Raw genomic sequence first — 12,182 nt, forward strand, 5'->3', positions numbered from 1 at the left:
CCGCTTTTGCTTTGTGGCTTGCTAAGCTCCGTGTTTTGCATCTGATTCCATTGCCATGAGCGCTGAAACTCCCATTGCCATCCTGAGCGCCCTCGCTGAAGAACAAGAGGGCCTGCTCGAGCACTTGCAGGATGCCCGGCGAGTGGATCATGGGGGGCGTGTTTTCTGGACCGGCCGCTTGCAGGGCTTGCCTGTGGTGTTGGCTCTGTCCCGCATCGGCAAAGTGGCCGCTGCGACGACGGCTACCGGTTTGATCACCCACTTCGGCGCTTCCCGGGTTCTGTTTACCGGCGTCGCCGGCGGGGTAGGGCCTGGAGTCCGGGTGGGCGATGTGGTGGTGGGAAGCCACTATGTGCAGCATGACATGGACGCCTCGCCGCTGTTCCCCCGCTTTGAAATCCCGCTGTGCGGGCAGGCACTTTTTGCAGCGGATCCTCCGCTTTTGGCGACTGCCTGTGAGGCCTTCAATCGCGTGCAGCCGGCGTTGCGTACAGCGCGCTACCCGGCAAAGCTGCACACCGGTTTGATTGCCAGTGGCGACCGGTTTGTAAGCAGCACTACCGAAGTCAGCGCATTGCTGAGCGCACTGGCCTCCTCAGGCTATTGCCCATTGGCGGTAGAGATGGAGGGCGCCGCCGTAGCCCAAGTGTGCGCAGACTACGGCGTGCCTTTCGTGGCGATCCGCACCATTTCAGACCGGGCGGATGACACCGCACATGTGGATTTCCCGCAGTTCGTGCGGGAAACGGCGAGCCTTTACGCCCGTGCCTTTGTGCTGGAGATGCTTGGGTTGCTATCGAAAAGATAGCTGTCCGCGCATACGTGTCCGGCGCCAGGGCCTCAAAAGAGTGCTAACGCAGCCAACCGCGTTTGTAGAAGTACCACATGGGCACCAAGGCACTGGAGATCATCAGGGCTACCGTGTACGGGTAGCTCCACCCTCCCAGGAACTCCAGTTCCGGGAACTTGAGGTTCATGCCATACACGCTGGCAACGAGGGTCGGAGGCAGCAAGGCTACGCTGGCCACCGAGAAGATCTTGATGATCTTGTTCTGATTGATGTTGATGAAACCTACCGTCGCATCCATCAAAAAGTTGATCTTGTCGAACAGGAATGCGGTGTGCGAGTCCAGCGAGTCAATGTCTCGCAAAATCTGCCGAGCCTGTTCGAACTGCTCGGCGTTGAGCATCTTGCTGCGCATCATGAAGCTGACCGCACGGCGCGTATCCATCACGTTGCGGCGGATGCGGCCACTCAAATCCTCGTGGCGGGCAATCGCGCCCAGCGCTTCGCCGGCGATGGCATCGGTCACGTTGCCTGAAAGAACCTTCTTGCTGACTTTTTCCAGCTCGTCGTAGATGCCTTCCAGCGTGTCGGCGGAGTACTCGGCGTCCGCATCGAACAGCTTGAGCAGCACTTCCTTGGCGTCTTCGATCAGCCCGGGTGCACGGCGGGCGCGCATGCGCAGGAGCCGGAATACGGGAACGTCTTCATCGTGAATGGAGAAGAGCACGCCTTTACTTTTGAGATTGTCATTGACGAGGTTCAAGATGAACGCAGCCCGGACGGTGCGGGGTTCGTCGTCGTCCGCAATCAAAAAATCGCTGCGGATGTGTACGTCACCATTGTCTTCAGCGTAGAAGCGCGCAGATTCTTCGATGTCCTCGTCCATCGCGTCATCCGGGATGGAGAGGCCGTAGTACTGCTTGACCCAGCGCTTTTCTTCGAGCGCGGGGGATTCCAGGTCGACCCAGATGGGCTGGAATTTGGAAAGCTCTTCGAGCGACTCGATTTCTTCTTGAAAGAGTCGGCCATTGGCGAGCGTAAAGATGTTGAGCATGGCTCACTCCCAAAATGGTTGGCTGCAGGCGGGTGTTGGGTGCTTTCAACCCCGGCGCAGTGGTGGGAGTTGAAAGCTACCGACTAGGGTAGGTTTCCAAGGAGCGTTCTCCGGTAATTCAGAAGCGGAAATTATCGCACCGCCCCGGGTGATAGAGTGGGTGCCCGCCATCCCGGTTCCCCCTTTTTTTATTCCCCATGCCCATTCCATTGAGTTCCACGCGCGAACGCTGGCTGCTGATCACGCTTGCCGGCATCCAGTTCACCAACATCCTGGACTTTATGATCATGATGCCCCTGGGGCCGGCTTTGACCGCGCTCTTCCACATCAGCGATGCCCAGTTCGGCATGCTGGTCTCCGCCTATACCTTGGCGGGCGGAGCTTCTGGACTGCTTGCATCCACTTACATCGATCGCTTTGACCGCAAGCGCTTGCTATTGGTGTTGTATGGGTTGTTCGCCTTGTCTACTTTTGCTTGCGGTGTAGCGCCGACCTATGAGACTTTGTTGTTGGCCCGGGTCAGCGCCGGCATCTTTGGGGGCGTCTTGTCGGCATTGAGCCAGACCATTGTGGGCGACGTGATTCCCTTCGAGCGAAGAGGTCATGCCATGGGCATCGTCATGACCTCGTTTTCTGTTTCTACCGTCGCAGGTGTTCCGCTGGGCTTGTTCTTGGCTGCGCATTTCGGGTGGCACATCCCGTTCCTGCTGATTGCGGGGGTGTGCGTTCTGTTTGCTGTGTTTGCTTTCCTGACTCTTCCCGCGCTGAATGCGCACTTGCAGGCCCATGCGCCGGTTTCGGCATGGTCTCGGATCTCCGAGGTCTTGAAAGACCGCAATCACTTGCGCGCCTTTGTTTTCTCCGCCTTGCTTATGTTCTCCGGCTTTACCGTGATTCCTTACATCACCATCTTCATGCAGTCCAATGTCGGATTGCGTGCGGATCAGGTGCCTTATGTGTACCTGTGCGGTGGTGTGGCGACGCTGATCACTGCGCGCTGGTTTGGAAACCTCGCGGATAGCTGGGGCAAGTTCCAGACTTTCAGGGCTATCGCTCTGGTGTTTTTGCTGCCCCTGATCGGCCTCACCCTGTTGGGTCCGGTCGGCATGTGGGGCGCATTGGCGGTATCGACCCTATTTTTCGTGTGTGGAAGCGGACGCATGATTCCTGGTATGGCCATGCTCACCTCTGCGGCCAACCCGGCCCTGCGAGGTACCTTCATGACCCTGAATGCCTCGGTGCAGTCAGCCGCGATGGGGCTTGCGGCCCTGGTGGGTGGCGCCATCATCAGCCGCGACGCGGCTGGCCTGGTTCAAAACTATTGGGGCTCTGCCTTGATCGGCGCTGTTGCCAGCGTTTTGGCGGTGGTTGTTGCCGGAAGGCTGAACCTGCATCAAGCAGCTGGGAAATCGTGAAATTCGAAGTCATTTCATTGCTGCAGTGCATTACAAAAAAGACTTTGCAATTGGCCTGATTCGGGCGCATAGTGGATTCATAAACAGCGCAAATCGTTTAACAAGTTTGAGCGCCGACTGCTACTTTTGCAGAAGGCATTTTCAACCCTGAGAGCAACTGGAGGCTATTTATGAATTTGACGATCAGCGGTCATCACCTGGAAGTTACCCCGGCCCTGCGTAGTTATGTCACGACCAAGCTCGATCGCATCATGCGCCACTTCGATCAAGTGGTAGATGTCAAGGTGCTACTCACCGTTGAAAAGCAGAAAGAGAAGGAACGACGGCAGCGCGCCGAGTGCAACATTCATGTCAAAGGCAGTGACATGTTTGCCGAAAGCGCCCATGCCGACTTGTATGCCGCCGTGGATGATCTGGTCGACAAGCTTGATCGCCAAGTGGTTCGTCACAAGGACCGTTTGCAAAATCATCACCATGAGGCCCCCAAGCGCCTGATGTAGTGTTGCAATAGAGACGACAACACTAAAACCGCCCTGACACGGGCGGTTTTTTTATGTGCATAATCCGCTCCTTACCATGAACCGCCTAGCGTCTATCCTTCCTCCTTCGCAAGTACTTGCGCAAGTTGATGTCACCAGCAAAAAGCGTGCATTTGAAGAGGCAGGCCTGCTGTTCGAGAATCTGCACGGTCTGAGCCGCGCGCTCGTTACCGACAGTCTTTTTTCCCGTGAACGGTTGGGCTCCACAGGTTTGGGGCATGGCGTAGCGATCCCCCATGGCCGTATCAAGGGCCTGAAGTCACCGATGGCCGCAGTGTTCCAGTTGGCACACCCCATCGGCTTTGACTCACCGGATGATGTTCCTGTGAGTCTGCTGATATTCCTGCTGGTGCCCGAAGCGGCAACCCAGAAACACCTGGAAATCCTTTCTGAAATCGCTGAGCTCTTGAGTGATTCCGCTCTCCGTGAGCAAATCACTACTTGCGCAGACGCCACCCTTTTGCACTCCCTGATTGCCGGCTGGCAGTCCGCCAGAGCGGCTTAAGTCCTTTCCCACCTTCAGGTGCCGCATTGAAACCCACCGCAGTCAGTGCAGACGCACTCTTTGAGGAATTCAGGGGGCATTTGCGTTGGGAGTGGGTTGCCGGTCTGGGGGCCTCTGAACGTCGGTTCGATGAGGTTGCCATCAAGGCAGCCCGGTCCGGTGCGGATCTGGTGGGTTACCTGAACTACATCCACCCGTACCGCGTCCAGATCCTCGGTGAGCGTGAGATCACGTACATCACCAACGCCACTCCCGAAGACTGCGCCCGCCGCATTTCCCGTATCGTGACATTGGAGCCGCCAGTGCTTGTACTGGCAGATGGGCAAGTCGCTCCGCAGGCCCTGTTGGCCATGTGCGAGCGAGCACAAATCCCGATGTTTGCGACCAAGGAGTCGTCCGCCTTCGTTATTGACGTACTTCGGGCCTATCTGTCCAAACACTTTGCTGACCGCATGTCCATGCACGGGGTGTTCATGGACATCCTAGGGCTGGGGGTGTTGATTACCGGCGAATCCGGTCTTGGCAAGAGTGAGCTCGGTCTGGAGCTGATTTCACGCGGCAACGGCTTGGTGGCCGACGATGCCGTAGACCTCTATCGCATCAATCAGACCACGATCGAGGGGCGCTGCCCGGAGTTGCTTCAGAACCTGCTGGAAGTGCGCGGCATCGGTTTGCTCGATATCCGCGGGATATTTGGTGAAACGGCGGTGCGCCGCAAAATGCGCTTGAAATTGATCGTGCATCTCGTGCGCAGAGAAACCCTGGAGCGGGATTACGAACGCATTCCCTATGAACCTTTGACGCAGGATGTGCTGGGCATACCGGTGCGCAAGGTGGTGATTCAGGTGGTGGCTGGCCGCAACATTGCGGTACTGGTGGAGGCCGCTGTCCGCAACACGATCCTGCAGTTGCGCGGGATTGACACTTACCAAGAATTCGTCGAGCGCCACCGCAAGGCGATGGCCCAAGGCGGCTAATTGCTACTGTTGCGGTGAGGGCACGCGCCCTTGGTGCAGTTGGCGTACAAACTCAGGGCGTGGTCGGAAATCGCAAATCCCTTGGCTTTGGCTACGGCATGTTGGCGTTTTTCGATTTCTGCGTCGTAAAACTCTTCCACCCGTCCGCAGTCCAGGCACACCAGATGGTCGTGGTGCTGGCCTTCGTTCAGTTCGTACACCGCTTTGCCGCTCTCAAAGTGGCTGCGGCTCAAAATGCTCGCCTGCTCGAATTGGGTCAAGACCCGGTAGACGGTGGCCAAGCCCACATCTGAGCGTTCCTGCAACAAAACACGGAACACATCTTCCGCCGTCATGTGGCGTTGGGTGCCGCGTTGAAAGACTTCCAGAATTTTCAGGCGGGGGACCGTGGCCTTGAGGCCCGTGTTTTTCAATTCTTCGATATTGCTCATCAGCACATTCCTGGCATGGTCATCAAACAGGCCGACAGGGGCCAACCGCTACAATGACACGATCATATCGCCCTTCAATTTTCATGCTCCTTACCTCTTGCCGTAGTCTCCGTTCAGCCGCATTGGCTCTGGTTGTGGCAACCCTTGCCGCGTGCGGGTCCGTCAGCACCACAGGAGAAAAAGTCGCGGGGGTGATGACGCCATACAAAATCGACATCGTTCAAGGCAACGTGGTCACCCGCGAGCAGTTGGCTGTCTTGCGAGTGGGCATGCCCCGTGCCATCGCGCAGGATGTACTCGGCACTCCCTTGCTCACCAGCGTGTTCCATGCAGACCGTTGGGACTATGTGTTCACCCTCAAACGGCAGGGCAGTGAGCCTCAGGCACGCAAGGTGACCGTGTTTTTCACCAATGAAGTGATCAGCAAGATTGAAGCGGACGAGCTGCCCAGCGAAACGGAGTTTGTGTCAACCTTGCGTTCGAAAACGGTGCTGGGCCCGGTGCCTTCGTTGACAGCTTCTGAAGAAGCGCTCAAAAAATTCCCGGCGCCGAAAAAGGCGGAGGCACCCGTATCCGGCAACACCGCACCAGCGGCTGCTACCTCCTACCCACCGCTGGAACCCGGCGGCCTCTGATCTTTCTTTTCTCTTTTGACCATGACCCACACCATTGCCATTGCTGGCGCTTCAGGCCGCATGGGCCAGATGCTGATTGATGCTGTCCGTGCTGCGGACGATTGCTCGCTGGCCGGCGCGCTGGATATTGCCGGCAGTCCTTCCCTGGGTCTGGACGCAGGCGCCTTCTCTGGACAAGCTACTGGTGTGTTGATCACTGCAGATGTGCGCGAAGGTCTGAAGAACAGCCAAGCGCTCATTGACTTCACCCGCCCGGAAGGCACGCTGGCCCACTTGCAGGTGTGCCGCGAATTGGGTGTTGCGGCCGTGATCGGAACCACCGGATTTACCGACGAGCAAAAAGCCGAAATCGCCGAGATTGCCAAGTCCATCCCCATCATGATGGCGCCCAACATGAGCGTCGGGGTGAACGTGACCTTGAAGCTGCTGGAGATGGCGGCCAAGGCGCTTGCCACCGGCTATGACATTGAAATCGTGGAAGCCCACCACCGTCACAAAGTGGATGCGCCTTCCGGCACCGCACTCAAGATGGGTGAAGTGATTGCCGACGCCTTGGGCCGCGACTTGAAGGAATGTGCTGTCTACGAGCGCTACGGCGTGACCGGCGAACGCGACCCTTCCAGCATCGGCTTCGCCACCATTCGCGGAGGCGATATCGTGGGTGACCACACCGTCTTATTTGCAGGCACCGGCGAGCGGATTGAGATCAGCCACAAGTCGTCGAGTCGCGCCACGTATGCCCAGGGCAGCTTGCGCGCTGTGCGTTTCCTGGCCGGTCGTGCGCCGGGGCTGTATGACATGTTTGACGTCCTGAATCTGAAATGAACCTCCTGCAGTTGCTCTTCCGTGGAGATGCGGTCCACACCGCCGTGGCGCTGACATTGCTGTGCATGTCGATCGCCGCCTGGTTTGTGATCTTCTGGAAAAGCTGGCTGCTGCAGCGTGCGCTGACCGACGTGTCCCGCAGCACAGCGGCCTTTTGGCAGGCGGCGGATGTGACTGCCGCATTGGCGGCGCTGCCCGCATTTGACCGGGAGGGCCTGGTCTTGCCCCTGGTCCAAGCCACGCAGACCCAGGGTACTGGGACTCTGGCAGCTGCCGGTGACAGGGGCCAACAACTCACCCGCGTCCTGCGTGACGGTTTGCACGGCGTGTTGCAACGTCTGCAGTCCGGTCAGGTATTGCTGGCTACGGTGGGATCGACTGCCCCCTTCGTGGGACTGTTGGGAACGGTGTGGGGCATCTACCATGCGCTGATCAGTATTACCGGTGGCGGGCAGGTCAGCATCGACAAAATCTCCGGTCCGGTGGGTGAGGCGCTGATCATGACAGCGGCTGGCTTGGCCGTGGCGATTCCCGCTGTGTTGGCCTACAACGTGTTCGGCCGTCTGGTCGCCCGTCTGGAGGCTGATCTCGAGGGCTTTGCCCTGGACCTGCGCGAACTGCTGCTGAGCAGCCCCAAGGCGGACTGAATGGCATTCGGCCGCTTGGAACGCCCGTCCGGCGCGCAGCCGATGAGCGACATCAACATGACGCCGCTGATTGACGTGATGCTGGTGTTGCTGGTGATCTTCATCATCACTGCTCCCCTGATGGTGAGCGCTGTGAAGGTGGATTTGCCTCAGGCGCAGGGCACGCAAGCGACGGATGCTCCCAAATTTATAGCGGTCACCATTGATCCTGCAGGGCAGACCTATGTGAACGATGCGCCCATGGACAAGCCCGCTTTGGCCAATGCTTTGGCCGACGCTGCCAAGCGCAACCAGAATACCGAAGTCCGTCTGCGCGCTGACTCCACCGTGCCTTATGGCCGCGTGGTGGAGGTCATGGGTTTGGCCCAAAAAGCGGGCTTGAGCCAGATTGGATTTGTGGCCGAACCCGAGGCGTCCGCCTCTCCCTGAACCCCGCGCGCAGTGCAGCGCCTAAAATCGCACCAAGCCTCTCTTCACGGCAGCGTGACCGCTGCCCATTCCCCATGCAAGACAAGTATCAGCACCTCGACGTAGAACAAGCCGCGCAAGCCCATTGGGCACAGCCTTTGTGGAATGGCGATACCGCCTACCGTGTCACCGAAAACGCCGTGGGCGTGGACGGCAAGCCCAAGAAGAAGTTCTACGCCTGCTCCATGCTGCCGTACCCCAGCGGCAAGTTGCACATGGGCCATGTGCGCAACTACACCATCAACGACATGCTGGCGCGCTACCTGCGCATGAACGGCCACAACGTCCTCATGCCTATGGGCTGGGATGCCTTCGGCCTGCCTGCCGAAAACGCAGCACTCAAGAACAAGGTGCCCCCTGCCAAGTGGACCTACGAGAACATCGCCTACATGAAGGGCCAGATGCAGGCCATGGGCCTGGCCATCGACTGGAGCCGTGAAGTCGCCACCTGTGACCCGAGCTATTACAAGTGGAACCAGTGGTTGTTCCTGAAGATGCTGGAAAAAGGCATTGCCTACCGCAAGACGCAGGTCGTGAACTGGGACCCGGTGGACCAGACCGTGCTGGCCAACGAGCAGGTGATTGACGGCAAGGGCTGGCGCACCGGTGCGGTGGTCGAGAAGCGCGAGATCCCCGGCTACTACCTGAAGATCACTGACTACGCGCAAGAGCTGCTGGACCACGTGCAGATGGGCAACGACAATGCCACGCTCACCGGATGGCCCGATCGCGTACGCCTGATGCAGGAAAACTGGATCGGTAAATCCGAAGGTGTGCGCTTTGCGTTCACCCACGACATCAAGGATTCGACGGGTGTGCTGATTGGTGACGGCCGCATGTACGTGTTCACCACCCGTGCCGATACCGTGATGGGCGTGACCTTCTGCGCTGTGGCGCCTGAACATCCGCTGGCCGCGCACGCTGCATCCACCAACCCCGCTCTGGCGGCCTTCATTGAAGAGTGCAAGACCGGTGGCACCACCGAAGCCGAGCTGGCCACGCAAGAGAAGAAGGGTCTGAACACCGGCTTGTTTGTGACCCATCCGCTGACCGGAGCGGCCGTGCCTTTGTGGGTCGGCAACTATGTGTTGATGGGCTATGGCGACGGCGCCGTGATGGGCGTACCTGCGCACGACGAGCGTGACTTTGCGTTTGCCAAGAAGTACGGCATCGAGATTAAGCCGGTCGTCTCCGCCGAGGGCGAAACTTTCTCGCTGGAGTCTTGGGCTGATTGGTATGGCGACAAGCAGCGCGCCGTGACGGTGAACTCCGGCAAATACGACGGCCTGGCCTACAAGGCAGCGGTCGATACCGTGGCTGCAGACCTGGCTGCCCAAGGCTTGGGAGAGAAGAAAACCACCTGGCGCCTGCGCGACTGGGGCGTGAGCCGCCAGCGCTACTGGGGTACGCCCATCCCCATCATCCATTGTGATGAACATGGCGCTGTGCCGGTGCCCGAGAAAGACCTGCCTGTGGTGCTGCCGCAGGACTGCGTGCCCGATGGCTCTGGCAACCCGCTGCACAAGCACGAAGGTTTCCATGCTGGCGTGGTCTGCCCGGTCTGCGGCAAGCCCGCCCGCCGCGAGACCGACACGATGGACACCTTTGTGGACTCGTCTTGGTACTTCATGCGCTATTGCGATCCGAAGAACCCGGACGCCATGGTGGCCGCCGGCACGGACTACTGGATGCGGGACCAAAATGCCGCTACCGGCGGCAGCGGCATGGATCAATACATCGGAGGTATCGAACACGCCATCCTGCACTTGCTGTACGCCCGTTTCTGGACCAAGGTCATGCGCGACCTGGGACTGGTCAAGGTGGACGAGCCTTTCACCAAGCTGCTGACCCAAGGCATGGTGCTCAACCACATCTACAGCCGCCGCACTGCCAAGGGCGGCAAGGAATACTTCTGGCCCAAGGATGTGGAGCACGTGCACGACGCCGCGGGCAAGGTAGTGGGTGCCAAGCTCATCGTCGAAGTCGAGAGTGCCGATGGCATGCTGCCGGTGGGCACTGCCATCGACTACGAGGGCGTGGGCACCATGTCCAAGTCCAAGAACAACGGTGTGGACCCGCAGGAGCTGATCGCCAAGTACGGCGCCGACACCGCCCGTATCTACACCATGTTCACCTCGCCGCCCGAGGCTACGCTGGAGTGGAACGACTCGGCGGTGGAGGGTAGCTACCGCTTCCTGCGCCGCGTCTGGAACTTCGGCTACAAGCTGTCTGCTATGGATTCTGTAGCTGCTCGCGCAAGCGTGGCGGGCGCCAAGAGCCTGAATGATGTGGAATTCGGCAAGGAAGCCAAGGCGCTCCGGCTGGAAATGCACACCGTGCTCAAGCAGGTGGACTTTGATTACCAGCGCATGCAATACAACACGGTGGTGTCGGGTGCGATGAAGATGATCAACGCGCTGGAAGGCTTCAAGGCTATGGACAGCGCCGGTGCACAAGTGGCTCTGATCGAAGGTTTCGGCATCCTGCTGCGTTGCCTGTACCCCGCTACGCCACACCTCTCGCACGCCTTGTGGTCCGAGCTGGGCTATGCCTCCGCCCTCGGCGATCTGCTGGATGCGCCTTGGCCCCAGGTGGACGCGGCGGCCCTGGTGCAAGACGAGATCGAACTGGTGCTGCAAATCAACGGCAAGCTGCGCGGTGCCGTGCGCGTGCCCGCAGGCGCTGACAAGGCCGCCATCGAAGCCGCTGCGCTGGCCAGTGAGGTGTTTGTGAGCCATGCCGCAGGCGCGCCTGCCAAGAAGGTCATCGTGGTGCCGGGCCGCTTGGTCAACATCGTCGTCTGATCACCATGCTGACCCGCCGCCATCTTGTAGCCCTGCCTGCTGCCGCCTTGCTGGGGGGCTGCGGCTTCAAGCTGCGCGGCAAGCAGAACTTTGCGTTTGAAACGATTGCGGTGACTCCCGAAAAGGGGGCCGCGGTCGCGTCCGAGCTGAGCCGCTACCTGGGCAGCATGGTGCGCCCGGTGGCGCCTGCGGCGGGAGGCGCTTTGCCGGATGTGATTGTTGACATCCTGGGCGAGACCCGTGAAAAGGTGATGGTGGCGCTGAACGCCTCGGGCCAGGTGCGGGAGTACCAGCTGCGCATCAAGGTGCGCTTTCGCATGCGGAGCTCCAAGGGGCGCGACCTGATCGAGCCCACAGACATCCTGCAGGAGCGGGATATCAGCTTCAACGAGTCTGCCGTGCTGGCCAAAGAGGCGGAAGAGGCGCTGCTCTACCGCGACATGCAGTCCGACATCGTGCAGCAGTTGCTGCGCCGGATTGCGGCGGTCAAGACGCTGGAGCCCTGAGCCATGGCCTTGGATCGGGTGGACCAGACCTTGCTGGAGCTGCTGCAGCGCGACGGGCGCATGAGCGCGCAGGCATTGTCGGAAGTGGTCAACCTCTCGGCCCGAGCCACCCTGAACCGCATTCACAAGCTGGAGGACGATGGGCATATCGAAGGCTACCGTGCCTTGTTGGCGCGCCAGTCCATCGGCGAGCATGTGTCGGTGTTTGCAGAGATCGCGCTCAAGGACCAGCGTCAGGCCACGGTACAGCGCTTCGAACAGGCCATGGTGGCCTGTCCGGAAGTCATTGCCTGTTACTTGGTGAGTGGTCGCTACGACTACCTGGTGCGCCTGGCCTGCCGCGATCTGGCGCACTACCGGGACCTGACCAACACCTGGATTGACGACGTGGGGCTGGGAATCGACAAGGTGGTTACCAGCACCGAGTTGCAAACCGTCAAAGAGTTCGCCGGTTTTCCATTGATGGTCCGTACCACCCGATAACCGTTTGCACGTAGGTAAACGGGTTGCTTCCGATTCGGAAGTAATTCTGCGGGTGTGCAGCGCTTTGCGCGCTTTGCTGTGTGGAGTTCGTCGTTTCATGCCTCTG

Annotated in this window: 14 protein-coding genes; 12 read left to right on the forward strand and 2 right to left on the reverse strand. The window is 59.5% G+C overall.

Features of this window, described 5'->3' with window-relative positions; translation table 11 throughout:
• Positions 1 to 55 precede the first annotated feature (55 nt).
• Positions 56 to 808 (forward strand): 5'-methylthioadenosine/adenosylhomocysteine nucleosidase, encoded by a 753-nt coding sequence (locus tag ACOAP0_RS11555; RefSeq protein WP_498376520.1) that lies wholly within the window; start codon positions 56 to 58, stop codon positions 806 to 808.
• Positions 809 to 851: 43 nt separating this feature from the next.
• Here ACOAP0_RS11555 and ACOAP0_RS11560 read toward each other — a convergent pair whose 3' ends face one another.
• Complete coding sequence (locus tag ACOAP0_RS11560; protein WP_498391412.1) at positions 852 to 1,841, reverse strand: magnesium and cobalt transport protein CorA; 990 nt, start codon at positions 1,839 to 1,841, stop codon at positions 852 to 854.
• A gap of 197 nt (positions 1,842 to 2,038) precedes the next feature.
• Between ACOAP0_RS11560 and ACOAP0_RS11565 the strand changes: the two genes are divergently transcribed.
• The 4 genes from ACOAP0_RS11565 (at position 2,039) to hprK (ending at position 5,277) form a co-directional block, all read left to right on the forward strand.
• Positions 2,039 to 3,256 carry an MFS transporter gene (locus ACOAP0_RS11565; protein WP_498376521.1) on the forward strand — a complete coding sequence of 406 codons (1,218 nt, stop codon included), beginning with the start codon at positions 2,039 to 2,041 and terminating at the stop codon, positions 3,254 to 3,256.
• A gap of 170 nt (positions 3,257 to 3,426) precedes the next feature.
• Complete coding sequence (hpf, locus tag ACOAP0_RS11570) at positions 3,427 to 3,756, forward strand: ribosome hibernation-promoting factor, HPF/YfiA family (protein WP_087496008.1); 330 nt, start codon at positions 3,427 to 3,429, stop codon at positions 3,754 to 3,756.
• 76 nt (positions 3,757 to 3,832) lie between these two features.
• On the forward strand, positions 3,833 to 4,300 hold the full coding sequence (locus ACOAP0_RS11575) for a PTS sugar transporter subunit IIA (RefSeq protein WP_313868409.1): 468 nt from the start codon (positions 3,833 to 3,835) through the stop codon (positions 4,298 to 4,300).
• Positions 4,301 to 4,326: 26 nt separating this feature from the next.
• Positions 4,327 to 5,277, forward strand: a complete 951-nt coding sequence (gene hprK / locus ACOAP0_RS11580) for an HPr(Ser) kinase/phosphatase (RefSeq protein WP_087496010.1) — start codon at positions 4,327 to 4,329, stop codon at positions 5,275 to 5,277.
• On the opposite strand, the gene fur is transcribed toward hprK, so the two are convergent.
• Positions 5,274 to 5,708, reverse strand: a complete 435-nt coding sequence (gene fur, locus ACOAP0_RS11585) for a ferric iron uptake transcriptional regulator (protein WP_087497353.1) — start codon at positions 5,706 to 5,708, stop codon at positions 5,274 to 5,276. The two genes, hprK and fur, sit on opposite strands and share 4 nt — an antisense overlap.
• A 194-nt stretch (positions 5,709 to 5,902) precedes the next feature.
• Between fur and ACOAP0_RS11590 the strand changes: the two genes are divergently transcribed.
• The 7 genes from ACOAP0_RS11590 to ACOAP0_RS11620 all read left to right on the forward strand — a co-directional run bounded on the left by ACOAP0_RS11590 (position 5,903) and on the right by ACOAP0_RS11620 (position 12,076).
• Entirely contained in the window at positions 5,903 to 6,343 is a 441-nt protein-coding gene (locus ACOAP0_RS11590; protein ID WP_232459836.1) for an outer membrane protein assembly factor BamE, read from the forward strand.
• Positions 6,344 to 6,364: 21 nt separating this feature from the next.
• Positions 6,365 to 7,168, forward strand: coding sequence for a 4-hydroxy-tetrahydrodipicolinate reductase (gene dapB / locus ACOAP0_RS11595; protein WP_087497354.1), 804 nt, complete (start codon positions 6,365 to 6,367; stop codon positions 7,166 to 7,168).
• Positions 7,165 to 7,815, forward strand: a complete 651-nt coding sequence (locus ACOAP0_RS11600) for a MotA/TolQ/ExbB proton channel family protein (protein WP_498376522.1) — start codon at positions 7,165 to 7,167, stop codon at positions 7,813 to 7,815. Before dapB ends, ACOAP0_RS11600 begins: the two co-directional genes overlap by 4 nt.
• Positions 7,816 to 8,244, forward strand: coding sequence for an ExbD/TolR family protein (locus tag ACOAP0_RS11605; RefSeq protein WP_498376523.1), 429 nt, complete (start codon positions 7,816 to 7,818; stop codon positions 8,242 to 8,244).
• Between the two features lie 74 nt (positions 8,245 to 8,318).
• Entirely contained in the window at positions 8,319 to 11,087 is a 2,769-nt protein-coding gene (gene leuS / locus ACOAP0_RS11610) for a leucine--tRNA ligase (RefSeq protein ID WP_498376524.1), read from the forward strand.
• 5 nt (positions 11,088 to 11,092) lie between these two features.
• Positions 11,093 to 11,593: an LPS-assembly lipoprotein LptE gene (locus ACOAP0_RS11615; RefSeq protein WP_498376525.1), complete on the forward strand. Its 501-nt coding sequence runs from the start codon at positions 11,093 to 11,095 to the stop codon at positions 11,591 to 11,593.
• 3 nt (positions 11,594 to 11,596) lie between these two features.
• Positions 11,597 to 12,076 (forward strand): Lrp/AsnC family transcriptional regulator, encoded by a 480-nt coding sequence (locus ACOAP0_RS11620; protein WP_087496016.1) that lies wholly within the window; start codon positions 11,597 to 11,599, stop codon positions 12,074 to 12,076.
• Positions 12,077 to 12,182 lie beyond the last annotated feature (106 nt).

Source organism: Curvibacter sp. Hmag1.1 (genome assembly GCF_059769165.1).

Coding starts and splice junctions, on each gene's coding strand:
- ACOAP0_RS11555 (WP_498376520.1), top strand. CDS start 56: ATGAGCGCTGAAACTCCCATTGCCATCCTGAGCGCCCTCGCTGAAGAA.
- ACOAP0_RS11560 (WP_498391412.1), bottom strand. CDS start 1,841: ATGCTCAACATCTTTACGCTCGCCAATGGCCGACTCTTTCAAGAAGAA.
- ACOAP0_RS11565 (WP_498376521.1), top strand. CDS start 2,039: ATGCCCATTCCATTGAGTTCCACGCGCGAACGCTGGCTGCTGATCACG.
- hpf (WP_087496008.1), top strand. CDS start 3,427: ATGAATTTGACGATCAGCGGTCATCACCTGGAAGTTACCCCGGCCCTG.
- ACOAP0_RS11575 (WP_313868409.1), top strand. CDS start 3,833: ATGAACCGCCTAGCGTCTATCCTTCCTCCTTCGCAAGTACTTGCGCAA.
- fur (WP_087497353.1), bottom strand. CDS start 5,708: ATGAGCAATATCGAAGAATTGAAAAACACGGGCCTCAAGGCCACGGTC.
- ACOAP0_RS11590 (WP_232459836.1), top strand. CDS start 5,903: ATGACGCCATACAAAATCGACATCGTTCAAGGCAACGTGGTCACCCGC.
- dapB (WP_087497354.1), top strand. CDS start 6,365: ATGACCCACACCATTGCCATTGCTGGCGCTTCAGGCCGCATGGGCCAG.
- ACOAP0_RS11600 (WP_498376522.1), top strand. CDS start 7,165: ATGAACCTCCTGCAGTTGCTCTTCCGTGGAGATGCGGTCCACACCGCC.
- ACOAP0_RS11605 (WP_498376523.1), top strand. CDS start 7,816: ATGGCATTCGGCCGCTTGGAACGCCCGTCCGGCGCGCAGCCGATGAGC.
- leuS (WP_498376524.1), top strand. CDS start 8,319: ATGCAAGACAAGTATCAGCACCTCGACGTAGAACAAGCCGCGCAAGCC.
- ACOAP0_RS11615 (WP_498376525.1), top strand. CDS start 11,093: ATGCTGACCCGCCGCCATCTTGTAGCCCTGCCTGCTGCCGCCTTGCTG.
- ACOAP0_RS11620 (WP_087496016.1), top strand. CDS start 11,597: ATGGCCTTGGATCGGGTGGACCAGACCTTGCTGGAGCTGCTGCAGCGC.